The sequence below is a fragment of the Pseudomonas rustica genome (genome assembly GCF_049959085.1).
GTDB classification, from domain to species: Bacteria; Pseudomonadota; Gammaproteobacteria; order Pseudomonadales; family Pseudomonadaceae; genus Aquipseudomonas; species Aquipseudomonas rustica.
Genome location: NZ_CP188200.1, coordinates 3225955 through 3248422, shown reverse-complemented (window position 1 = coordinate 3248422; position 22468 = coordinate 3225955). Strand labels below are relative to the sequence as shown.

20 protein-coding genes are annotated in these 22468 nt (G+C 59.6%); 5 read left to right on the top strand and 15 right to left on the bottom strand.

Going from position 1 to position 22468, the window contains the following annotated elements; all coding sequences use genetic code 11:
- The first annotated feature begins 297 nt into the window (after positions 1-297).
- A complete protein-coding gene (locus ACP3TY_RS14835) occupies positions 298-975 on the top strand; it encodes a type 1 glutamine amidotransferase domain-containing protein (RefSeq protein ID WP_426617825.1) in 678 nt (225 codons plus the stop codon).
- Between the two features lie 92 nt (positions 976-1067).
- Here the strand turns inward: ACP3TY_RS14835 and hglS are convergent, their stop codons facing one another.
- The 6 genes from hglS to ACP3TY_RS14805 all read right to left on the bottom strand — a co-directional run bounded on the left by hglS (position 1068) and on the right by ACP3TY_RS14805 (position 8894).
- The gene (gene hglS / locus ACP3TY_RS14830; RefSeq protein WP_426617824.1) at positions 1068-2453 is read right to left on the bottom strand and encodes a 2-oxoadipate dioxygenase/decarboxylase HglS; all 1386 of its coding nucleotides are present in this window, start codon (positions 2451-2453) and stop codon (positions 1068-1070) included.
- 88 nt (positions 2454-2541) lie between these two features.
- A complete protein-coding gene (gene glcF / locus ACP3TY_RS14825; protein WP_426617823.1) occupies positions 2542-3762 on the bottom strand; it encodes a glycolate oxidase subunit GlcF in 1221 nt (406 codons plus the stop codon).
- Positions 3763-3764: 2 nt separating this feature from the next.
- Complete coding sequence (glcE, locus tag ACP3TY_RS14820) at positions 3765-4805, bottom strand: glycolate oxidase subunit GlcE (RefSeq protein ID WP_426617822.1); 1041 nt, start codon at positions 4803-4805, stop codon at positions 3765-3767.
- Positions 4805-6304 carry a glycolate oxidase subunit GlcD gene (glcD, locus tag ACP3TY_RS14815; RefSeq protein WP_426617821.1) on the bottom strand — a complete coding sequence of 500 codons (1500 nt, stop codon included), beginning with the start codon at positions 6302-6304 and terminating at the stop codon, positions 4805-4807. Before glcD ends, glcE begins: the two co-directional genes overlap by 1 nt.
- A gap of 184 nt (positions 6305-6488) precedes the next feature.
- The gene (locus ACP3TY_RS14810) at positions 6489-7418 is read right to left on the bottom strand and encodes an alpha/beta fold hydrolase (RefSeq protein WP_212546123.1); all 930 of its coding nucleotides are present in this window, start codon (positions 7416-7418) and stop codon (positions 6489-6491) included.
- Between the two features lie 21 nt (positions 7419-7439).
- Positions 7440-8894, bottom strand: a complete 1455-nt coding sequence (locus ACP3TY_RS14805) for a flavin-containing monooxygenase (RefSeq protein ID WP_426617820.1) — start codon at positions 8892-8894, stop codon at positions 7440-7442.
- A gap of 272 nt (positions 8895-9166) precedes the next feature.
- Between ACP3TY_RS14805 and ACP3TY_RS14800 the strand changes: the two genes are divergently transcribed.
- A complete protein-coding gene (locus ACP3TY_RS14800; RefSeq protein ID WP_159812485.1) occupies positions 9167-10240 on the top strand; it encodes a diguanylate cyclase in 1074 nt (357 codons plus the stop codon).
- A gap of 161 nt (positions 10241-10401) precedes the next feature.
- Here the strand turns inward: ACP3TY_RS14800 and ACP3TY_RS14795 are convergent, their stop codons facing one another.
- The 8 genes from ACP3TY_RS14795 to ACP3TY_RS14760 form a co-directional block, all read right to left on the bottom strand.
- The gene (locus ACP3TY_RS14795; RefSeq protein ID WP_053119221.1) at positions 10402-11271 is read right to left on the bottom strand and encodes an isocitrate lyase/PEP mutase family protein; all 870 of its coding nucleotides are present in this window, start codon (positions 11269-11271) and stop codon (positions 10402-10404) included.
- Between the two features lie 402 nt (positions 11272-11673).
- Positions 11674-12708, bottom strand: a complete 1035-nt coding sequence (gene astA, locus ACP3TY_RS14790; RefSeq protein WP_282358769.1) for an arginine N-succinyltransferase — start codon at positions 12706-12708, stop codon at positions 11674-11676.
- A 34-nt stretch (positions 12709-12742) separates the two neighbouring features.
- The gene (locus tag ACP3TY_RS14785; protein WP_426617819.1) at positions 12743-13759 is read right to left on the bottom strand and encodes an arginine N-succinyltransferase; all 1017 of its coding nucleotides are present in this window, start codon (positions 13757-13759) and stop codon (positions 12743-12745) included.
- 118 nt (positions 13760-13877) lie between these two features.
- Positions 13878-15227, bottom strand: coding sequence for an APC family permease (locus ACP3TY_RS14780; protein WP_159812482.1), 1350 nt, complete (start codon positions 15225-15227; stop codon positions 13878-13880).
- 79 nt (positions 15228-15306) lie between these two features.
- A complete protein-coding gene (locus tag ACP3TY_RS14775; RefSeq protein WP_426617818.1) occupies positions 15307-16059 on the bottom strand; it encodes an N-formylglutamate amidohydrolase in 753 nt (250 codons plus the stop codon).
- Positions 16043-17374, bottom strand: coding sequence for a glutamine synthetase (locus ACP3TY_RS14770; protein ID WP_426617817.1), 1332 nt, complete (start codon positions 17372-17374; stop codon positions 16043-16045). The genes ACP3TY_RS14775 and ACP3TY_RS14770 overlap by 17 nt, the downstream gene beginning before the upstream one ends.
- A complete protein-coding gene (locus ACP3TY_RS14765) occupies positions 17371-18015 on the bottom strand; it encodes an isochorismatase family cysteine hydrolase (protein WP_426617816.1) in 645 nt (214 codons plus the stop codon). The genes ACP3TY_RS14770 and ACP3TY_RS14765 overlap by 4 nt, the downstream gene beginning before the upstream one ends.
- Before the next feature lie 2 nt (positions 18016-18017).
- Positions 18018-18872 carry a MurR/RpiR family transcriptional regulator gene (locus ACP3TY_RS14760; RefSeq protein WP_426617815.1) on the bottom strand — a complete coding sequence of 285 codons (855 nt, stop codon included), beginning with the start codon at positions 18870-18872 and terminating at the stop codon, positions 18018-18020.
- Positions 18873-19201: 329 nt separating this feature from the next.
- On the opposite strand from ACP3TY_RS14760, the gene ACP3TY_RS14755 reads away from it, so the two are divergent.
- Positions 19202-19771, top strand: coding sequence for a histidine phosphatase family protein (locus ACP3TY_RS14755; protein ID WP_426617814.1), 570 nt, complete (start codon positions 19202-19204; stop codon positions 19769-19771).
- Positions 19771-20526, top strand: coding sequence for a precorrin-6A synthase (deacetylating) (gene cobF / locus ACP3TY_RS14750; RefSeq protein ID WP_053119239.1), 756 nt, complete (start codon positions 19771-19773; stop codon positions 20524-20526). The genes ACP3TY_RS14755 and cobF overlap by 1 nt, the downstream gene beginning before the upstream one ends.
- Positions 20527-20636: 110 nt before the next feature.
- Here the strand turns inward: cobF and ftrA are convergent, their stop codons facing one another.
- Positions 20637-21611: a transcriptional regulator FtrA gene (gene ftrA / locus ACP3TY_RS14745; RefSeq protein WP_426617813.1), complete on the bottom strand. Its 975-nt coding sequence runs from the start codon at positions 21609-21611 to the stop codon at positions 20637-20639.
- A gap of 101 nt (positions 21612-21712) precedes the next feature.
- On the opposite strand from ftrA, the gene ACP3TY_RS14740 reads away from it, so the two are divergent.
- Positions 21713-22141, top strand: a complete 429-nt coding sequence (locus ACP3TY_RS14740) for a rhodanese-like domain-containing protein (RefSeq protein WP_426617812.1) — start codon at positions 21713-21715, stop codon at positions 22139-22141.
- The last annotated feature ends 327 nt before the right edge of the window (positions 22142-22468 follow it).

Here is a 22468-nt window from a genome sequence, read left to right as displayed (position 1 = left end):
GAGTTCGCTAATGCGCAGAGCTGAATTCAGGATGACTTACGGTGATTCATGGCGAATGTGCGCAAGAAGTTGCGCAGTGGTGCGCAACTTCTTGCGCACTCGCCTGAAGCCCTTGTCGCCTCTGGTGTGTAGCGGGATTGATGGCCGCGGATCATCAACAAGTGCGCAACTTCTTGCGCATCAAGGCCTGATGCCATCACCCGCTCATTTGAAACGATCCTGCGTTACTGAGGGTCAATCACTCACACCCGCAGACCTGCGTCTGAAAATTCCTCAAACCGAGTGAGACCGAACGACATGAAAATTCTGATGGTTCTGACCTCCCACGATCAATTGGGCGACACCGGCAAGAAAACCGGCTTCTGGCTGGAGGAGTTCGCTGCCCCGTATTACGTGTTCAAGGATGCCGGCGCGCAGCTGACACTGGCCTCGCCCAAGGGTGGTCAGCCGCCGCTGGATCCCAAGAGCGACGAGCCGGACGCGCAGACTGAAGCGACCGGGCGATTTCGCAAGGATTCTGCGGCGCAGTCGGCGCTGGCTTCGACGGTGACGCTGGACTCTGTGAAAGCGGCGGATTTCGATGCGGTGTTTTACCCGGGCGGTCATGGGCCGCTGTGGGATCTGGCCGAGGATCGTCATTCCATCGCGTTGATCGAGGCGTTTTATAACGCGGGTAAACCGGTGGCGGCGGTGTGTCATGCGCCGGGCGTGTTGCGCCATGCCAAAGGTCCGGACGGTGAACCGCTGGTCAAGGGCAAGCAGGTGACTGGGTTTACCAACAGTGAAGAGGAAGCGGTGCAGTTGACGAATGTGGTGCCGTTTTTGGTTGAAGATGAGTTGAAGGCCAAGGGCGGGATTTTTTCGAAAGGGCCGGATTGGTCGGTTTACACCCGTGAGGATGGGTTGTTGCTGACGGGGCAGAATCCGGCTTCTTCGGAAGAGACGGCGTTTGCGTTGCTTTCAAGATTGCGCTGAGGTTTTTTTAAGATCAAAAGATCGCAGCCTTCGGCAGCTCCTACAGGGGAATCCACACCCTAATGTAGGAGCTGCCGCAGGCTGCGATCTTTTCAGCGGTTACCCGAAAGTGCGGCCAGGCTCTCATCAATTGAGCGCTTTTGGGTTTCGGCATATAAGCCCAACTCGTCGATGGTCGAGCGGCCCAGTGCCTGTTCGAACGCTTGTCGGTTGGAATGCTCGCCATAGTGCGTTTGCGCGGCATCGCCAAGGTTCGACTGAAAAATCCCCGCAGCGCTAACCGGCAGGAAATCTTCGTACACCAGCGGTTCTGCCTTCACGTAGCCATCGCGCAGTAATTGCTCCAGTGACGCGTCGGCAAGTCCTCCCGCCGCCAGTCCTTTTTCCGTAGCGAAATAGCGAAAATACGCCAGCTCTTGTTCGCGCATGCCCTCGACGCTGTCAGGAAATTCGCCAAAGTGCTGAGTCATCAGCGCGTTGTAGTGTGCGGCGTTGGCTTCGTTGGGGAAGTCCCCCAGTTCATCGCGAGCAGCATTCAACAGTAAGTCATACAGTGCGCGCCCCTTGGGTGTGAGTGCTGCACCGCGCTGTTCGATTTCGCCGAATCGCGCGCTGTGGCTGCCTTGGGTTTCGTCTTGGTCGGTGAAGGCGATTGGCTCATCCAGCGCTTTGAAACTGGTCTGGCGCAGCAGGATCGGGCACTGCCTGCGCGGCGGGCCTTCGATCACGGCTTTCGGGGTGATGCCATGGGTGGGCATTTGCTCTTGCACACGGTCGATGTCCAGCGTGCGCGGGGTCAGATGGTTGATGTGCGGGCCTTTGAAGGCGACCACGTCGGCGATCAATCGATGTTGAGCGCTGAGCGTCTGATACTGCGCGGCGGTAACGGTTGCGCTGTGATGCCAGCGAAAGGTCTCCAATGCCTGTAGGACAAATTCCTGTGCTTCGCTTTCCGTCAGTCCGCCAGCGGTTTCTGCTTGGGAAATCAGACGCAACGCCGTAGGGGTAAAGATCGAACGCTTGGCCAGCACGGATTCAGCGAAGGTGCGCAGCTCGGGATCGTTGATCAATTCCAGTCGCAGCAACGACGTGAAGACCCGGAACGGACTGACTTGCAGCGAATCCTCATGCACCGCGCGAAACGCCGTGGAATGCACCGGCACACCCGCCGGCGTCAGATCGTAATAACCCACTGGTTGCATGCCCATTACCGCAAACAGGCGGGCGAGGGTGGCCAGTTCGGTCGCCTTGCCGACGCGGATGGCACCGTGGCGTTCCATGTCCAGTCGTTCGATTTCGCCGGTACTTTCCAGTTGCCGGGCAATTTGCGTGTCCCGGTCAAGAACGCTGCGATTAGTCTGTTCGACCAATTCCATCAGCGCGCCGTACAGCGGCACTTCTTCTCGGTACATGTCGGACATCGCTTTGGAGAAGCGTTGGCGGATCAGGTCGGGGCTGACGAACGGCTGCACGGTCATGAAAAAAATTCCTGCCACGGTCACGTATTGGATAGATGAAAAGATCGCAGCCTTCGCCTACGTCGGCAAACGAAGAATCCTACGAACTTCATTCTGCCAACGACTGATCCACCAGTTCGATCCAGTGCATGACTGGCGTGCGGCCGGCGCTGGCCAAGTGGCTTTGGCAGCCAATGTTTGAGGTGACGATCAGCTCAGGACGGCCGCTCTCCAGCGCATTGAGGCGGTTGTCGCGCAGTTGCCGGGCCAGCACCGGTTGGGTCAATGAGTAAGCCCCTGCTGAACCGCAGCACAAATGGCCATCGGGGACAGCGGTGAGGTTGAAACCGATGCGGGACAAGACTGCTTCCACGGTGCCGCCGAGTTTCAACGCGTGCTGCAAGGTGCACGGGCAATGCACGGCGATGCGTCGTTCGCTGGCGGCGCACACTTGCTCCAGCGGTTGCTCGGCGAGGATCTGCACCAGATCCAAAGTCATTTCGCTGATGCGCTGCGCTTTCGCCGCGTAGACCGGATCGTCCGCGAGCAAATGCCCGTAATCCTTGATGAACGCGCCGCAGCCGCTGGCCGTTTGCACAATTGCTTCGGCGCCGTTTTGCAGATGTGGCCACCACGCGTCGATGTTCTGTCGGGCGCGGGCGAGGCCTTTGGCTTGGGCGTCGAGGTGATAATCCAGCGCACCGCAACAACCGGCCTCGGCCACCGGCGTGACGCTGATGCCCAAGCGATCCAGCACCCGCGCCGTCGCGTCGTTGGTGTTCGGCGACAAACCCGGTTGCACGCAGCCTTCGAGCAACAACACACGGCGAGCATGCCGAGGGGCAGGGCGCGAACCGTTGACCAACAGATGCTGCGGCAGTTTGCTCTCAAGCAAGCGCGGCAGCAGCGGGCGAAACGTTGTGCCCACTCGCAGCAGTCCTTTGAACAGTCGCGGATTCGGCGCCAATGCGCGTAGGCCTTCGCGCAATAGACGTTGAGCGGCCGGGCGCGGCACCGCGTGGTCGACCACCGCGCGACCGATGTCGAGCAAGTTGTGATAGTCGACGCCGGACGGGCAGGTGGTTTCGCAGTTGCGGCACGACAGGCAGCGATCCAGATGCAGTTGTGTCTGCGCGGTTGGCGGCGCGCCCTCGAGCACCTGCTTGATCAGGTAGATGCGCCCGCGCGGGCCGTCGAGTTCGTCGCCGAGCAATTGATAGGTCGGGCACGTCGCGTTACAGAAACCGCAATGCACACAGGTGCGCAGGATTTTTTCCGCCTCGGCGGCGCGGGGCAACTGTCGCGATTGTTCGCTGAGGGTGGTTTGCATGGCTAGAACTCCGCGTACATCCGCCCGGGATTGAACAGCCCTTGCGGGTCGAGTTGCGCTTTTAGCTGGCGGTGATAGCGCAGCAATGTCGCGGGCAAAGGCTGAAGCGGTGATTCGCTGGCACCATGGGTGAAGCAGGTCGCATGGCCACCGAGTGACTGGGCGAGGGCATGAATGTCGGCGCTGGAGGATTTCAGCCAGCGTTGCGCGCCGGCCCAGTCGATCAGTTGCTCGCCGGGCAAGTCCAGCGGCCCGAGATTGTTTGGCAGCGACAGGCGCCACAGCGGCTGGCCTTCGTCGAAAAAGCTCAGGCGCTGCTCATTCAAATCACGCCAAAACGACGAGTCCAACGCTTCGCCACCGAGGCGTTGATGCGCTGCGGTCACCGAGCCTTCGCCGCCCTCAAGACGCAGATAAAGGCTTTCGCCATCGTGACACGCGGCGCTGATCGGCAACGGTTGCTGGCCCCACTCGGCCAGTTTGGCCAGTGCCCGTGCACAGTCGATATCGAGGCGAATGCTCAGGCATTGGCGGGGTTTGGGCAGGACTTTCAGCGAGACCTCGGTGAGCACACCGAGGCAGCCGAAACTGCCGGCCATCAGCCGCGACAGGTCATATCCGGCAACGTTTTTCATCACTTCACCGCCGAAACGCAAATGCTGACCGAGGCCGGTGATAACGCGCGTGCCAAGCACGAAATCCCGCACAGACCCCGACCACGGTCGCCGAGGCCCGGACAATCCTGTCGCGATCATTCCGCCGACCGTGGCGCTGTCGGCGAACGACGGCGGTTCGCATGGCAGCATTTGCCCATTTTCATCCAGCGTCGCGAGCAGTTCGGAAAACGGCGTGCCGGCGCGCGCAGTGATCACCAGTTCGGTGGGGTCGTAAGCCACGATGCCGCGATGCGCGCGGGTGTCGAGCACTTCACCGGCCACCTCGCGACCGAGAAACGCCTTGCTGTTGCCACCCTGGATTTTCAGCGGTGTGGCATTGGCCCGCGCTTCGTTGACCTGATCGAGCAAGGCGTCGACGTCAGCCATCAGAAACGCTCCAGTTCGGGGAAGGGCAGTTGCCCGGCGTGAATGTGCATCGCACCGAATTCGGCGCAACGGTGCAGCGTCGGAATGTTTTTGCCGGGGTTGAGCAGGCCTTTCGGGTCGAACGCGGCTTTTACCGCGTGAAACAGGCTCAGTTCTTCGCTGTTGAATTGCGCGCACATCTGATTGATTTTCTCGCGGCCGACACCGTGTTCGCCGGTGATGCTGCCGCCGACCTGCACGCACAGTTCGAGAATTTTGCCGCCCAAGGCTTCGGCGCGATGCAGTTCGCCGGGTTGGTTGGCGTCGAACAGGATCAGCGGGTGCATGTTGCCATCGCCGGCATGGAACACGTTGGCCACGCGCAAGCCGTATTCTTCGCCGAGGCGGGCGATACCTTGCAAAACGCCGGGCAATTCGCGGCGCGGGATGGTGCCGTCCATGCAGTAATAATCGGGTGACAGCCGACCGATCGCCGGGAAGGCATTTTTGCGTCCGGCCCAGAAACGCACGCGCTCAGCCTCGTCGCGGGCCTGGCGCACTTCGGTGGCGCCGGCCAGATTCATGACCTCGCGCACGCGTTGGCAATCGTCGTGGACGTCGGCTTCGACGCCGTCGAGTTCACACAGCAGAATCGCCTCGGCATCCACCGGATAACCGGCGTGGATAAAGTCTTCAGCGGCGCGAATGGCGAGGTTGTCCATCATTTCCAGGCCGCCGGGAATGATCCCCGCCGCGATGATTTCAGCGACCGCGCGGCCAGCCTTTTCCACCGAATCGAAACTGGCCAGCAGCACTTTCGCCACTTGCGGTTTGGGCAGCAGTTTGACCGTGACTTCGGTAATGATCCCGAGCAAACCTTCGGAACCGGTGAACAGCGCGAGCAGGTCGAAACCTGGCGAGTCGAGGGCGTCGGAGCCGAGGGTCAGGCGTTCGCCTTCGATGGTCAGCACTTCGATTTTCAGCAGGTTGTGCACGGTCAGGCCGTATTTGAGGCAATGCACGCCGCCAGCGTTTTCGGCGACGTTGCCGCCGATGGAACAGGCGATTTGCGAGGATGGATCCGGCGCGTAATACAAACCAAACGGCGCAGCAGCCTGGGAAATCGCCAGATTGCGCACCCCGGGTTGAACCCGCGCGGTACGGGCGGTGGGGTCGATGTACAGGATGTTGTTGAAGCGTGCCATGACCAGCAGCAGGCCTTTTTCCAGCGGCAAGGCGCCACCGGATAAGCCGGTGCCGGCGCCGCGAGCGACCACGGGGACGTTGTGCTGGTTGCAGAGTTTGAGCAGGGTTTGCACTTGCTCGATTCGCCGGGGCAGGGCGACCAGCATGGGTGTGGTGCGGTAGGCGGAGAGGCCGTCGCATTCGTAGGGTTTGAGTTCTTCTTCGCGCCACAAAATGTCGAGATCGGGGATGGCTTGTTGCAGGGTTTTCAACAGTTGGACTTTATTAACGTCCGGCAGCGCACCGTCGAGGCGTTCGTCATAAAGAATGTTCATCTCACCCCCCAGCTCCTTGGATGAACACTTTCCCCTGTGGCGAGGGGATTTATCCCCGTTGGGTCGCGCAGCGGCCCCAATCCTGAGAGTCCGGTGTGTCTGATACCCCTCAATGGAAGAGCTGGGGCCGCTTCGCAGCCCAACGGGGATAAATCCCCTCGCCACAGGAATGGGTTGATTACATTCATGCGCGTTGATTACCCAAAAACTCCCGATACAACCGCGCGGTATTCGACGGCTGTTCGACCATCGGCATGTGCCCGACGTTATCCCACACGTCCACGCGCAAATTGGCGATGCCCTTGCTCCAGACCGGCACGCTGCTGACGTCGATCAGCCGGTCCTTGCGCCCCCAGAGCAATAGCGCCGGGCATTTGATGTCAGCGAGTTTCGGTTCCATCGGCGGGCTGGCGCGGAAGTCGCGGAAGATTTCTTCGAGGTCATCGCGATTTTGTTCATAGCGCTGAGCGATCGCGTCGAGCACCAGTTTCGGCACCCACGGCGGCGATTCCATGGTCATCGCGTAGAAGTTTTTGAACTCTTCGCGGGAATTGATCAGAAACGGGTTATGCCCCCGCGCCAGATGCCGTTCCATGTCGCTGGCCTGCGGTGCCGTGACGCCGGCCGGGTCAATCAACGCCACCGAGGCGATGCGATCCGGGTACGTCGCCGCCAGCCACGCCGCAATGTAGCCGCCCATCGAGTTGCCGATCACATGGACTTTCTCCACACCGCAGACGTCGAGCAACTGAATCATGCGTTTGGCTTGCAGCGGAATGTCGTAACCACCGCCCGCCTTGAAGCCAGTTTCGCCATGGCCGGCCAGATCCGGAATGATCACTCGATACTGCCGGACAAAATGCCGGGCGAAGCGCAGCCACAAATTTTTGTCGGCGCTGTAGCCGTGCAACATCAGGATCGCGCTGGACGCTTCATAAGGCCCACCCTGCCAGGTCGACACCGTCATCTCGGCGATCGGCACTTCGATTTTGTGCAACTTGTACAACTTGGCCTCGATGGCCATGTTCAGGTCGTACAACCAATGGCCGACCGCCGGGTAACTCAACCAGCTCCAGGCCACGAATACTGCGAGGGCGACAAACAGCAAAAGCATCGACGTCTTCCTTTTACGTGTTCAGGACAGAATGTGGTCGGCCGGTTTCAGCGCCCGGGTCAACCGGTAATAGCTGAAACTGAAGCCGGGAAACATCGCGATCACATGACCGCTCTTGCTTTGATACCAACTGTGGCAACCGCCGGACTTCCAGACCGTGCGCTCCATCTCCCGATGGATCATCTCAGTGTAGGTACGTTCCGCTTCGGGGCGCACTTCGATGCTGCGCAAACCTTTGGTTTTGAGCGTTCTTATGCAGTCGATGATGTAGTTCATCTGCGATTCGATGATGAACAGCGCCGATGTATGGCCAATGCCGGTGTTCGGCCCGGTGACGATAAACAGGTTGGGAAAGTCCGGCAGGCTGGTGCCGAGGTACGCGCGGGGATATTCGGCCCAGACATCTCTGAGTTGCACAGCGTTTTTGCCGCTGACGGGGTAGGAAATAACGCCGTCGGTGGCGTCGTAACCGGTCGACCAGACGATCAGATCCACATCGATGTGTTGGCCATCAACCGTGTTGATTCCGCTTTCATTGATTGAGGCGATGCCATGTTCGCGGCTGTGCAGCGTCACGTTGGGGCGAGTCAGCGCCGGGTAATAGGTGCTGGAGACCAACACCCGTTTGCAACCGATGGTGAAGTCGGGCGTGAGTTTTTCGCGCAGCACCGGGTCAGGCACCTGGCGTTTGAGAAACTTGAGAGCTTGCTTCTGCACCAGATGAATCGCTGGTTTCGAGTATTTGAAAGCGATGACCCGGGTTTCGAATTGCCAGTAAATCAGCCATCTCAGCAGCTTGTAGGCGGGTTTGATGCCGAGCAGCCAACGTTGAAGCGGCCCGAAAACGCGATCCGCGCGGGGTAATACCCAGTGCGGCGTGCGCTGGAAAACGTGTAGTTGCTCGACCTCCGGAGCAATCGCCGGAATCACCTGCGCCGCGCTCGCACCGCTGCCAATGATGGCGACGCGTTTACCGCGATAGTCGTAGTCGTGATCCCAATTGTTTGTATGAAATGTCTTGCCCTGAAAGCGATCCTGCCCCGCAAAGTGTGGGATCACCGGTTGGCTCAGCGGGCCGCTGGCATTGATCAGGAACTGCGCGTAATACATGCCTTTGGCGCTGGTGTAAACCGTCCAGCGTTTTTCCAGCTCACCCCACTCGACACGCTCGACATTCGCCTGCAGTTCCACGCGCTCGCGGAGGTTGAATTGGTCGATCACGTGTTCGGTGTAACGCTGTAATTCGGCTTGCCCGGCAAACATCTGCGACCAGCGATACGGTGCAAACGACAGGGAGTACAGCGGTGACGGCACATCCACCGCTGCGCCGGGGTAGGTGTTCTGGCACCAGGTGCCGCCGAAAAAATCGCGTCGCTCCAGCATGCGAAAATCGTCGATCCCGGCCTTGAGCAAATTGACCGCCGCGCACTGGCCGCCAAAACCGCTGCCGATGATCAACACTTGATAACTGCGCATGGGCCTCCTTCTTATAGTTGTTTTTCCGTTTTGCTCCTTTCATGTATAGCCAAATATTCGGCCTGTAGGAGCTGTCGAGTGAAACGAGGCTGCGATCTTTTGATTGTCAGAGCCAGGATCAAAAGATCGCAGCGTGCCGCAGCTCCTACGGGAGTGTGTTGTTGCCGTTTTGTGGCCGCTGGCCGGTGATGGCTATTTAACGTTGCCCTGATAGACTCCCAGCACATCTATTCAATGCTGTGCGCAGGTTCCGTCGAGTCATCGAGGCCCTTATGGGAAACACCGGGGGAAAAGGACTTTCATTGGCCAGGAGGCTTTATACATCGCGCACCATTGGGCTGGCGCTGGGGCTCGTTTGCGTCAGTGTGGCGATGTATCCGCTCGATCCGCCGGCCTGGGTGTGGGCGGTGATGTTGATCAACGGGGCCGTCTGGCCGCATCTGGCGTTTCAATGGGCGCGACGCTCACCCACGCCGTATCACGCGGAACACCGTAATTTATTGATCGATGCCTTTTTCGGCGGCTTTTGGGTCGCGGCGATGCATTTCAATCCGCTGCCCAGCGCCACCACCGTTTCGATGATGGCCATGAACAACGTCGCCATCGGCGGGGTGCGTTTTCTGCTGGCAGGCCTGGCGGCGCAGATTCTCGGGGTTGGCGTTGGTCTTGTGGTGTTTGCCCCGGCATTTGTTGCTGTGACTTCTCCCACACAACTTTACGCCTGCTTGCCGCTGCTGATGCTGTATCCGCTAGCGTTAGGCTGGATCTGTTTCCGTCAGGCCTACACGCTGGGACAGCACAAACGCGAACTGCTGGCCCTGAGCCGCACCGACAGCCTTACCGGGCTGCTCAATCACGGCGCCTGGAAGGATCAACTGGACAGCATGTTTCAACGTTGCAAGCGGCAAACTCAGGGCGCGGCGATTGCCTTGATCGATATCGATCATTTCAAGTCGATCAACGACACCTACGGCCATGTGGCGGGGGATATTGTGTTGCGGCAGTTGAGCAAAATGCTCAAACAGAACCTGCGCTCCACTGATGTCGCCGGGCGTTATGGCGGTGATGAGTTCTGTGTGATTCTTCCGGACTTGCCGCTGTTCAATGCCGCGCAGGCGATGGAAGCGTTGCGCGAGCGTTTTGCCACGATGGTTTATGAGCAGAATCCGGCGCTGAAGGTCAGTTTGAGTATCGGCCTGGCGGCGTACGACCCCGCGCATGCCGACGCGACCCGTTGGCTCAATGATGCCGATCAGGCGCTGTATGAAGCGAAGGCGGGCGGGCGCAATCGGGTGATCTGCAATTGCGATAGCAAACCGCGACACGAGTTGCTTGATTCGGTCTGATTGCTGCAGCGCATTACCCTTGTGGGAGCGGGCTTGCTCGCGAATGCGGTGGGGCAGACGCTCAAATTGTACCTGACACGCCGCCTTCGCGAGCAGGCTCACTCCTACAGTTGACCGCATTCCAATGTGGGAGCGAGCCTGCTCGCGAAGGGGGCAGCGCTTTACTCTTTGACACTCATGTATTCCTTAGCCCACAGGATGTATTCCTCAGGCTGGGTATAGGTGTGCGTCAATTCGGTCGCGCTCAGATCCGATGCCTGAGTGAAAATCTGCCGCTGTTCGCGCAGGCTGTCGTACGTCGCTTTGATCGCCGCAAAGTACGCGCCATGACCGTCGATGGTCACGCGCACGCCGAGCTCGGCCAGACGCTTGTCGTCGCGCAGCGCCGGGTTGCCGTAGGTGACCAGCATCAGCGGCACGGTCAGGTGTTCGGCGATCTGTTCCAGTTGATCGAAGTCTTGAATGCCAACCATGCAGATGCCGTCAGCGCCCGCCGCTTGGTATTGCTTGGTGCGGCTGATGATTTCCTGGTTGGGCAGGATGCCGGCGTTGGTGCGCGCGATGATCGCCATTTCCGTGTCGACCCGGGCTTCCAGTGCCGCGCGAATTTTGCCGACGCCTTCGGCGACGGTGATCAGGTCGGTGGATTTGCGGCCAAATTGCGCGGGCAGCAAGGTGTCTTCGATGGTCAGGGCGGCGACACCGGCGCGCTCCAGTTCGACGATGGTGCGCATCACGTTGAGGGCGTTGCCGTAGCCGTGGTCGGCGTCGGCGATTACCGGCAATTGCGCAACGCGGCCGATACGGGTGGCCTGTTCGGCGAACTCGCTCAGGGTGATCAGGGCAAAGTCAGGGGCACCGAGCACCTGCAACGAGGCCACGGAACCACCGAGAATCCCCACTTCAAAACCCAGGTCAGCGGCGATGCGGGCCGACATCGGGTCGAACACCGATGCTGTGTGGTAGCAAGTGTCGGAGGCCAGCAACTGACGGAAGTTACGGCGCAAATCTTGATGAGAAAGCCTGGACATACGAGTTCCACCAATACAAAGGAATGGAAAGGCTTGAGCAAATGTGTCAACGCCGAAGGTTTAAAAGGCTATCACGCGAATGGGTCAAGGATCATGACGAATTTGCGCGGCTGGTCAGGCGGGGAGCCGTTTGCTGAAAGGTATCACCTGTTGGGAGGGGATTTGTCTGTGCTCAGGCAATTTCGGAAGTGAGGAGATTTTTGAGGAGTGGAGATAACTGTGGCGAGGGGATTTATCCCCGATCGGATGCGAAGCAGTCGTAAGACCGGCAAATGCGGTATGTCTGGATAAATGAGGTGGCTGTTTTGGGGCCGCTTCGCAGCCCATCGGGGATAAATCCCCTCGCCACAGGGGTCTCCTGGGTACAGGTGATCTTCATACGCACGCGAATGCAGTGAGGGGTTAAGCAGCGACAGCCTGCTGCTGTTGATTCGGCAGCATCACCGCGCGTACCGAATTGCCCGGTTGCAGTTGCAAACGTTGCGCCGTGAGGCGATCAACCACCAGGCTGCTGCCGACGCGGCGACCACGGGCGACGGTGATGCGGCAGTTTTCCAGACGACGGTTGTGGATCAGCCACAACGGCGCCTGCTCATCTGGCGTGCCAAGGCTCAGGGTCAGTTCCAGGCTGTCGCGCACGGTGCGGATGTTGCGGATCGGCGCCTCAATCACCGGGCCGCCGTCAAAAATGTCGATGTAACCTTTGTGCGCAAATCCTTCGGCTTGAAGAATCTTCAGCGCCGGCTCGGTATTCGGGTGCGCCTGACCGATTGCAGCCTGCGCCTGTTCGGTGAGCAGGCAGGTGTACAGCGGCTGACGCGGCATCAGTTCGGCGATGAACGATTTGTTGCCCAAGCCGGACAAGTGGTCGGCATGGGTGAAATCCATCTGGAAAAAGTGTCGCCCCAGACTGTCCCAGAACGGCGAACAACCCTGCTCATCAGCGCTGCCGCGTAGTTCGGCGATCATCCTTTCGCCAAACAGATGCGGAAACTCGGCGACGAACAGCAAACGCCCCAACGACAACAATCGTCCATTGCTGCCGGTGCGCTGATCATGGCGCAGGAACAGCGAACACAGCTCCGATTGCCCGGTCAGTTCGTTGTTGAGGAACAGCGTCGGAATCTGCCGCTGAATCCCCAGATCCGGTGCCGAACTCACAGTCAAACCAACGCGATAGTTGTACCAGGGCTCGCGCAAACCGACCGCACCCGACATCGCGCTGACGCCGATCACCCGCTGGTCATCGTCTTCGAGCACGAACAGATAGTCGGCGTCGGCGCGTTCCACCTGTTCGGCGAACGCACGTTGCGCCCAGCGCACCCGGTGCGCCAGGCGATCTTCGTTGGCCGGCAGGGTGGTGAACCCTGGGCCGGCCTGTTGAACCAGCGTCATCAACGCAGGCAGGTCGCTGACTTTGACCGGGCGGACAATCATGCGGTAACTCCTTTTACGCGCCTGTTCGGGCGGTTCACAGGGCAATCAGCCGGATCGGGCTGCCTTCGCTCACGTTCAATGCGGCGCACAGGGCCGGGGTGAGGGCCAGTGGTTGCCCTGGCTGATAATCCAGTTCGGCGACAATCGCGCGGTAACCGTGCAGCGCGTCATTGCTCAGCAGATAACGGCCACGCGCATCGATCTGTGGTTGTGATTGAACTGGCGCGGTCTGGCTATGGGCGATCGAGCGAATGTTCGCCATGCGCGCATACAGCGTCGGGCCAGCATCGAACAGGTCGATGTAGCTGTTGGTCTCGAAGCCTTCGCGCTGAAGAATATCGAAGGCCTCCTGACCGTCAGGGTGGATGCGACCGATACATTCCTGTGCCGCCAACGGCAGCATCGGCACGTAAATCGGGTATTGCGGCATCAGTTCGGCGAGAAAGCGCCGGCTCTGCAACCCGCACAGGCGCTCGGCTTCAACGTAGGGCAAGTCGAAAAAATGCTTGCCCAGTGCATCCCAGAATGGCGAGTTGCCGTCCGCATCGCTGTATCCGACGATTTCGGTAATCACTGCCTCGGCAAAACGTTGCAAATGAGCGGCGATAAACAGCAGCCGCGCTCGCGAGAGCAATTCAGAAAATGGCGTGCGCTCCAGCGCCGCGTCGATGTGGAAACCGCGCAGCAAGGTGTGATCGTTGAGGTCGTGGCACAGCGACAACGCAGGCACGCCGTGTTCGATGTTCAGCTCGCGCGAGGCACTGGTGAAGTGGCGATTGCGCAGGCTGTAGAACGGTTCATCAAAACCCGCCGTCGAGACAATCTCGGAGCAACCGACGAGGCGCCGGTTATCCATATCTTCGAGCACGAAAAAGTAATTCTCCGGGCCGTGCGCGCTCGCATCGCGATCAAACGAAGCGCAGGACGCGGCGATTTTCTCGCGCAACCGTTCGCTGTCATCCGGCAGGGAGGTCACGCCCACCAGACTGTCGCGGGCCAATTGTTGCAACTGAGGCAGGTCGGTTATCTCGACTGGGCGTAAGACCAGCATGGATGTACTCCTGTATCAAAAGATTCGGCGAATTCGCCGAACCTGACTATCACTGTCGGTTTCCACGCGCGAAATCAGCGGTCGCCTGATTTGTTGTCAGACGCCGCCCTTTTTTATGTCAGCCATTGCTCGGATCGGGCAATGCGGTGCTGGCGCCGAGTTTGTTGAGAAAGAACAGGTACACCAGCCCCAGCGCGATCCAGATCAGGCCGAGTTTTTGTGCATCGACGCCCATGTTGTACATGATGGCCGCGACGATGATGAAGCCGATCACCGGGCAGATCAGGTGACGTATAACCTGGCCGGACTTCTGCCGACGCCAGTAGTAGTTGATCACGGTCAGGTGCAGCAGCATGAAACCGCTGAGTGCGCCGAAGTTGACCAGCGAGGTCAGGGTGTCGACCGAATTGATGAACAGGTAGCAGATCAGCAGCGACAGCACGGCCACGAGATAGATACTCAAGTACGGCGTGTTGTGTTTCGGGTGCACCTTGGCCAGTACTTTCGGCAGTTTGCCGTCGCGGGCCATGCCAAACAGCAGACGCGACACGGCGGCTTGCGAGGTGATCGCCACAGCAACGCCCCACGCCAATGCAGTCGCTACGCCGGTGACGGTTGCCAGCCAGCTGCCAGCGGCGATTTCGGCGATTTCATAGAATGCGGTGTCGGCGGATTTGAAGCCCATACCGGCTGCCAGATCGGTGGCAATCCAGGTTTGCGCGACGAAAATCACCCCCATCACGATCAGCGTGATCAGTGCGGCTTTGCCGACGCTTTTGCCCGGATCACCTTTGATTTCCTCGGCGAGCGTCGAGATCGCGTCGAAGCCGAGGAACGACAGCACGGCAATCGATACCGCTTGCATCAGCAGGGCGAAGTTGAAGGTTTCCGGGTTGTACAGCGGCGCCAGGGTCAGCTCGCCGTTACCGCCACCGTTGTGCAAGGCCGTCCACGCGTAGAACAGGAAAATGCCCAGCACGACCAACTGCGCCAGCAGAAAAATGATGTTCATCCGCGCCGTGAAGGTGATGCCGCGCAGGTTGACGAAAGTCGCGCTGACCAGGAACGCCAGAATGAAGCCGACTTTCGGAATGTCCGGATACAAATGGTTGAGTGCCATCGCCGCGTACACATACAGCAGCGGTGGAATCAGTAGATAGTCGAGCAGCATCAGCCAGCCAGCGATGAAGCCGACGTGTTGATTGAGGCCGCGTTGCGCGTAGGAATACACCGAGCCGGCAATCGGAAAAGCCTTGGCCATACTGCCGTAGCTCAGCGCGGTGAACAGCATTGCCACCATGCCAATGATGTACGCCAGCGGCACCATCCCCGGTGCCTCGGCGTTAACGTAGCCATACACGCCGAACGGGGCGATGGGGATCATGAAGATCATCCCGTACACCACCAGGTCGGTGAGCGTCAGGCTCCGTTTCAACTCTTGCTTGTAGCCGAATTCTTCAATTTCCATGAAGCGCAACTCCTTGTCAGCCAATCGGTCGTTTTAGTTGTTATGTCGGTCCATCGTTTACAGCTTCAGCGGTCTTTCGTTACAGCAATGGCGCGAGGTATCCGGCCCAGCGCGATACGGCTTCGGGGCTGCGCAGCAAATCGTTGCGCACCTCGATCAGCACCGAGTCGAGGCCCCGCGCATCGCCGTGTACGGGCACGGTCATGTCACCCAGTGGATCAATCTTGTACGGCTGATTGCCCGCGACTTTCAGCGGATGTTCGCCGAGGCCATCGAGCAGACGTTGCGCGTACTCCTTTGCTTGACCGAACAGAACGCCAATTTCCAGTGGTCGTGGCTGGCCGTAATACACCGGGGTGAAACTGTGAATCCCCACCACGCGCACCGGTTGACCCTTTGCAACGCGTTCATCGATCAAGGTCTGCAAGCGTGCATGAAACGGCTTGAACAGTGTCTGACGCCGGTATTCGCGCGTGGCTTCGTCGAGCTCGCGGTTACCCGGAATCTGATAAATCTCGCTCTGTGCCGGAATGCTGTCCGGCGCATGGCGTGGGCGATTCAGGTCTATCAGCAACCGTGAATAGTTTGCGCTCAACAGTGTTGCGCCAAGTTGTTCCGACAATTGCTCGGCCAGTTGCAGTGCGCCAATGTCCCAGGCGATGTGTTCACGTGCGGCGGCATCATCCAGGCCCAGATTGTTCAGGGCCTCGGGGATGTAGCGGCTGGCGTGCTCGCACACCAGAATCAAAGGATGCGTCGAGTCGGCGCGGCTCAGGTTGTAGACCGGTCGGGTAAACAACCCCAGCTCGGCGGATTCAGTACAGGCGTGCATAGTGCTCACACAGGTCAGCGGGCGAGAGCTGTTCCGTCAGCGCCAGTTCCTCGGTTTTAAGGGCGTGGTATGTGTCGAGTAACGGCTTGGGCAGCCATTCGTTGAAGGCTGCACTGTTGCGCAGGCAATCCAGTGCCTGGGCCAGCGAGGCGGGCAGGGCGACAATGCCCCGAGCCTTGCGTTGCTCGTCGTTGAGTGAATCGGGAATTTCGTCGGTGATCGCGTTCAGCGCCAGACGCTGTTCGATGCCCAAACGTCCGGCGATCAACAAGGCGGCCATGGCCAGATGCGGCGAGGCAGTGGCGTCCATGGCGCGGAATTCGAGGTTGAACTGGTGGGCCACGGATTTGCCGCCGAGAGTCACGGTCGGGCAGATGCGCAACGCCGCTTCACGGTTTTGTTGGCCGAGGCAGGCATAGGACGCGCTCCAGTGATGTGGCTGCAAACGCTCATACGAAACCGGCGTTGGCGCGGTGAACGCACACAGCGCTGGCAAGTAGTGCAGGATTCCTGCGGCCCAATGCTGACCGATGCTCGACAGACCGTTGCTTGTACCAGCGTCGTACAGCATCGGCTGACCGCCCAGATCGAGCAGGCTGACGTGCAGATGTACGCCGTTGCACACCGCGTCCGCCGCGGTCTTCGGCGCGAAACTCAGGTCGAGGCCCATTTGCCGGGCGATCTCCCGGGTGATCTCGCGCACGTTGACCGCGCGGTCTGCGGCCGCTACGCCGAGCGTCGGACGGCAGGTGATTTCGTATTGATGCTTGCCGTATTCGGGCAGGAACATTTCCGGCTCGACGCCGCCAGCACGCAGCGCGCTGAGTAACCAGCCACCGAATTCGGCACCTTGACGCTGGGCTTCGAGGGAGAACGCCAAGTGTTCGGCTACACCTGCGTGAAGGTTGAATTCGTGTTCAAACGCGGCGTTGACCTGCAAGCCCAACTCATCGCGATAACGTTCGATTTCATCGCGCAATAATGTGCGCGGGCAGGCGCCCCACGGGCGACCATCGGTCTCGCGGATATCGCCGTGAATGAAGTCCAGCGCTGGCGCACTCGTGTCCGGGCCATTGCTGACGGTGACGCGGCTGCTCAGATCCGGGATCAGCCGCAAGTCGCCATAAGCGCCCCATGGATTGGTCGAGGCGATGATGTCCTGTGGCGTCAACGCACTGTTGGCCGGCACCCAGCCGCAACCCGCCGCTTGATAATGCTCAAGCTCATCGGTGGGAAACGAGCGGCCACGGGTGATGCCGATCAAGTCAGTGGTGACGATGGTGGTCATCGGCAGCGGCGTCAGGCGCGCACTCATGGCTGCATCTCCTGCAACCGGCCGAGTACGGTTTGGGTGTCGGTGATCCAGCAATAACCTTTGATCGCGTTCAGGCAGGCGTTGTGCCGTTCGGCGCTGTAAGTGGCGCAGGCGTCTTCGACCAGCGTGACCAGATAACCGCGATCGGCAGCATCGCGCACGGCCATGTCGACGCATTGATCGGTGACGATGCCGGTGATGATCAGGTGGCGGGTTTCGAGGTTGCGCAGCACGTAGTCGATGTTGGTCGAGTTGAACACGCCGGACGAAGTTTTCGGCAGAACGATTTCGTTTTCTACCGGCGTCAGGTCTTCGATGATCCGCGCCTGCACGCTGCCCTTGGGCAGGTGCATGTCCGAAAGTTTGTGGTCAAGTGAACGGTCGCGACCATCGGCGGTGAGGCTTTCGATAATGGTGTGCAGCACGTTCTGCTGCGCTTCACGAAAGGCACTGAGCAAGCGCCGTTGATTGGGCACCACCTGCATATGCGTTCGGGTCAGGAAGTACTCGGCGTCCGGATCGTTGAGGTGCGGATCGAACTGCGGTTCGAGCCAGGCACGCTGCATGTCCACCAGCAACAGCGCGGTGTGGTCGGTGACAAATGGCAAGTCCCGCGGCGAGCGGTGGGGAAGGCTGAACATCCTTATTTATCCTCCAGCAAGTGGGTGGCGAAGTCGTTGCGCAAAGCGTCGATGCCGTCCAGGCGATCGGCGAGGTTGTCAGTGCGTAAGGTCAGGCAGGCGATCAGCGCCTCGACCTGGGCCAGCGCCGGCACCATGGTGTCGAACGGCGAGGCTGATTCGACCGGGGCGCTGATGATCAAGTCGGCCAGTTCGCGCAGCGGCGAGGCATAAATGTCGGTGAGCAGCACCACCCGTGCGTTGTTGGTTTTCGCAGCGGTGGCCACGCGCAGCGCTTGCGTCTGATAGCGGCGATAGTCGAACAGCAGGACGACGTCCTGACGTTGCAGGTCGAACAGCCTGTCGGGCAATTGCGCGTTGTCTTCCAGCGCAAAGCAGCCGGGGCGCAGCAGACGCAAGTGATTGAGCAGGTAAGTCGCCATCAGGCTGCTGAAACGGCCGCCAAAGCAATACACCTGATGCCGCGCGTCGAGCAGCCAGTCGGTCAGGATGCGCACGTCTTCGGGTTGGGTCAGCGATTGGGTTTCGACCAGCAATCGATGGCTGTCGGCCAGGTAATGGCTCCAGGCGTCGTCCTTGTTTTGCTGTGCGCGAGGCTGCAACAGCGTGCGCGGTGAGCGCAGGCGATGATCCATGTCGCTGAGGAGGGCGTCCTGGAATTCGGCGTAACTGCCAAACCCGAGTTTTTTCACCAGACGGACGATGGTCGGATCACTGACGCCGGCATGATCGGCCAGACGTGCCATCGGCCCCAGACCATTGCGCGGGTACTGATCGAGCAAGGCGCGAACGACTTTGCGCTCCGACGGCGTAAGATCCAGGCCGGGATCGGTGATCAGGTCTCTGAGAGGGGGCATCCGGGCTCCTGCTGGATGGGTTTGTCGAATTTGCTTCACAATTCGCCAAAACAGTATTTATGTAACTGAGCTTACATGTCTAGCGAATTTTTCGTGGGTTGGCCAAGCTGTGAAACAGGTACGAAACGCCCGTGTAACAGGGTCTACGCGGTGGTCGACTTGGCTTGTAGTCCATTGCCCATTGTTGTGTCAGACATTACCGATATTTGCTGACGCGGATCGTCACTGCCTGAACAGCGAGTTGCCCGCTAAGCCCCTGTTTACGGCACAATTGCCGCCCGCGAAGATTGCATTAGTCCATTTCAGACCCTTCGAGTGAGTGATCCCCTGTGCAAACCACCCGGTTGACTCTGATTTGCCATGCTCGAACCGTCGCACAGAAATTGGCGTGTTTTCCTACAAACGAACCTGTTGAAAATCCGCTGGCGGCGTCCGACTTGCTGGCTGATCGATATGCCACGGCGTCCCGTATTCTGTGCGGGCCGGAATTACGCACACAGCAGACCGCTGCGTGGTTTGGCGCAAACGCGCAGATCGACGAGGCACTGCGCGATTGCGATTGGGGTCGCTGGCACGGTCAGTCGATCAAGGAGCTGCAACATAAGGAAGGCGAAGCGCTGCAAACCTGGCTGGCAGACCCGAGTGCCGCACCGCATGGCGGCGAATCGGTGGTTGAGGTCTCTGTGCGTATGGCGAAATGGCTGGACGAATTGAAAGCGACGCCTGGCCATATCGTCGCGGTGACTCACCCCTACATCGTGCGCGCGGCGCTGATGCAGGTGGTGCAGGGCGCAGCCTTCAACGCGATAGACGTCGAACCGCTGGCGGCGGTCGAATTACGATTTAACGGTATCTGGCGTTTGCGTTTGCCGGGTATCGACCTTGAGGAAAGATTTTGATGAAACAACTATTGGTCATCGGCATCGGCGCCGGCAATCCCGACTACATCACCATGCAAGCGGTGAAAGCGCTGAATCAGGTCGACGTGTTCTTCCTGATGGACAAGGGCCAGAGCAAGGACAAGCTGATCGACCTGCGCCGGGAGATCTGCGATCGCTACATTACCGATCCCGACTACCGCTTCGCCGAAGCGCATTGCCCGGAACGCGAGCGTGGCGACGTCGATTACACCTCGGCAGTGGTGGATTTGAACCAGGCCAAGCAGCAGACCTTCGAACGGATGATCAATGAAGAATTATCCGACGGCCAATGTGGCGGTTTCCTCGTCTGGGGCGATCCGGCGTTGTACGACAGCACCGTGCGTATTCTGCAATCGATTCTGGCCGAGGGCCGCTGCGAGTTCGAATTTGAGGTGATTCCGGGCATCACCAGCGTTCAGGCGCTGGCGGCGCAGCACAAGGTGCCGTTGAACACCATCGGGCGCTCCATCGAAATCACCACCGGCCGGCGTTTGGCGGCGGGGAAGGTGAGTGACACTGACAGTCTGGTGGTGATGCTTGATGCGGAAGATTCCTACCATCATGTGGCGGATCCACAGACGCAGATTTACTGGGGCGCTTATCTGGGCACGCCGGATGAAATTTTGATCAGCGGCAAGTTGGGGGAAGTGGCTGACGAGATAGAGCGCGTGCGCAAGGCGGCGCGGGCTGAGCATGGGTGGATTATGGATACCTATTTGTTGCGCAAGCCTTAGGTCTTCGCTGGTCGGGCGGGCCTCTTCGCGGGCAAGCCTTGCTCCTACAAGGGATCGCGGTGATCCTTGTAGGAGCAAGGCTTGCCCGCGAAGGCATATTCAAAAACACCTCAAGAACTGGCATTGACCCCATGCCCAAACCGCTCCCGATACACCGACGGCGGCACCCCGACCACGCTGCGAAACGCCACGCGAAAGCTCTCCACCGATCGATACCCGCAGCGCAACGCAATCTGATCGGTATTGTGCGGCGTACTCTCAAGCAACTCCCGCGCCCGCGCCAGCCGTTCATGCTGCAACCACGCCTTCGGCGACTGCCCACTGGCCTCGGTAAAACGCCGCAGAAACGTGCGCTCACTCATCGCCGCTTCGCTGGCCAGATCACCCACTTCCAGCGGCTCATGCAAACGCTCGCGCGCCCATTGCATCACCCGTGACAAATCATTGCGTGGCGTTGCGCTGACCGGCGTTGGAATGAATTGCGCCTGACCACCGGTGCGCTGCGGCGACATCACCAATCTTCTCGCCACCGAATTGGCGACCTGAGTACCAAAGTCCCGCGCCACCAAATGCAGGCAGGCATCGATCCCTGCCGCACTGCCCGCCGAGGTGATCAACTGGCCGGAGTCGACGTAAAGCACGTCCGGATCGACTTCAATCGCCGGAAAGCGCTGCGCCAGTTCCGTGGTGTAGCGCCAATGCGTGGTGGCGCCGTGGCCGTCGAGCAAGCCAGTGGCCGCCAGCACAAACACGCCAGAGCAGATCGACAGCAGTCGCGCACCGCGTGCGTGAGCCTGACGCAACGCCTCGATCAGGGCCGGCGGCACCGCTGCATTGCGGTCGCGCCAACCGGGAATGATGATGGTGCGCGCCTCGGCGAGCAGCTCCAGGCCACCATCGGCCAGCACTTGAATCCCGCCCATTGCACGCATCGGGCCTTGATCGACGGCGGCAATCGCGTGCTCGTACCACGGGAATTCGAACTCCGGCCGCGCCAGTCCGAAAATCTCCACGGCGATGCCGAACTCGAAGGTACAGAGGCCGTCGTAGGCCAGAATCGCGACCAGTCCTGGTGAAGTAGGCATTTGGCGGAAAATTCCCGGTGAGTGTCTTGTGCGCCACTGTAGCGATTTGCGCCGGCTCGATAAAGTCTGTTCACACCCCATCAGACGTAGGAGCAATACCCATGACCAGCCTGGTTCGCGACATTCCTGCCGCACCCTCGGCGATTGCCTTGATGCATTTCAGCAACCGTCTGACCTTCGAAACCGATTGTTCCGACGTGTTCAGCAGCCAAGAGGCGGGGGAGATCGATTTTGTGCTGGTCGACGTGCGTGGGCCGCTGGCCTTTGAGCGCGGGCATGTGGCGGGGGCGATCAACATTCCGACACGGCTGCTGACGGCTCAGGGTTTGGCGGGCTACCCGAGCAACACATTGTTTGTGGTGTATTGCGCCGGCCCGCATTGCAACGGCGCCAATAAGGCCGCGGTGAAACTGGCGGCGTTGGGCTACCCGGTCAAGGAAATGATCGGCGGCGTGACGGGTTGGCTGGATGAAGGGTTTGCACTAAGCGTGGCGCAACCCGCCAACACCCCCATCAACTGCGCCTGCTAAATATCCAATGTAGGAGCTGCCGAAGGCTGCGATCTTTTGATCCTGCTTCTAAAAAAACCAGATCAAAAGATCGCAGCCTTCGGCAGCTCCTACAGGGAATTTGTGAGATTTCTGCTCTGAAAAAGGACTTGTCCTACAGCCTCCGCACCACGACGGCGCAGCCTTTGATCTCGGTCAATCGACTCGCCGATCTTCTGTAAGTATTTGTCGCTTAAACACAATTTACCCTGTGCGCGCCGCCATAGACTGCCGGCCTCTTCGGTTTTTGCTGCTAAATGGCCATGACCGAACGCTGAATCGAAAGCTGCCAATAAAAGCCTCCGCACA

Coding starts and splice junctions, on each gene's coding strand:
- ACP3TY_RS14835 (WP_426617825.1), top strand. CDS start 298: ATGAAAATTCTGATGGTTCTGACCTCCCACGATCAATTGGGCGACACC.
- hglS (WP_426617824.1), bottom strand. CDS start 2,453: ATGACCGTGCAGCCGTTCGTCAGCCCCGACCTGATCCGCCAACGCTTC.
- glcF (WP_426617823.1), bottom strand. CDS start 3,762: ATGCAAACCACCCTCAGCGAACAATCGCGACAGTTGCCCCGCGCCGCC.
- glcE (WP_426617822.1), bottom strand. CDS start 4,805: ATGGCTGACGTCGACGCCTTGCTCGATCAGGTCAACGAAGCGCGGGCC.
- glcD (WP_426617821.1), bottom strand. CDS start 6,304: ATGAACATTCTTTATGACGAACGCCTCGACGGTGCGCTGCCGGACGTT.
- ACP3TY_RS14810 (WP_212546123.1), bottom strand. CDS start 7,418: ATGCTTTTGCTGTTTGTCGCCCTCGCAGTATTCGTGGCCTGGAGCTGG.
- ACP3TY_RS14805 (WP_426617820.1), bottom strand. CDS start 8,894: ATGCGCAGTTATCAAGTGTTGATCATCGGCAGCGGTTTTGGCGGCCAG.
- ACP3TY_RS14800 (WP_159812485.1), top strand. CDS start 9,167: ATGGGAAACACCGGGGGAAAAGGACTTTCATTGGCCAGGAGGCTTTAT.
- ACP3TY_RS14795 (WP_053119221.1), bottom strand. CDS start 11,271: ATGTCCAGGCTTTCTCATCAAGATTTGCGCCGTAACTTCCGTCAGTTG.
- astA (WP_282358769.1), bottom strand. CDS start 12,708: ATGATTGTCCGCCCGGTCAAAGTCAGCGACCTGCCTGCGTTGATGACG.
- ACP3TY_RS14785 (WP_426617819.1), bottom strand. CDS start 13,759: ATGCTGGTCTTACGCCCAGTCGAGATAACCGACCTGCCTCAGTTGCAA.
- ACP3TY_RS14780 (WP_159812482.1), bottom strand. CDS start 15,227: ATGGAAATTGAAGAATTCGGCTACAAGCAAGAGTTGAAACGGAGCCTG.
- ACP3TY_RS14775 (WP_426617818.1), bottom strand. CDS start 16,059: ATGCACGCCTGTACTGAATCCGCCGAGCTGGGGTTGTTTACCCGACCG.
- ACP3TY_RS14770 (WP_426617817.1), bottom strand. CDS start 17,374: ATGAGTGCGCGCCTGACGCCGCTGCCGATGACCACCATCGTCACCACT.
- ACP3TY_RS14765 (WP_426617816.1), bottom strand. CDS start 18,015: ATGTTCAGCCTTCCCCACCGCTCGCCGCGGGACTTGCCATTTGTCACC.
- ACP3TY_RS14760 (WP_426617815.1), bottom strand. CDS start 18,872: ATGCCCCCTCTCAGAGACCTGATCACCGATCCCGGCCTGGATCTTACG.
- cobF (WP_053119239.1), top strand. CDS start 19,771: ATGAAACAACTATTGGTCATCGGCATCGGCGCCGGCAATCCCGACTAC.
- ftrA (WP_426617813.1), bottom strand. CDS start 21,611: ATGCCTACTTCACCAGGACTGGTCGCGATTCTGGCCTACGACGGCCTC.
- ACP3TY_RS14740 (WP_426617812.1), top strand. CDS start 21,713: ATGACCAGCCTGGTTCGCGACATTCCTGCCGCACCCTCGGCGATTGCC.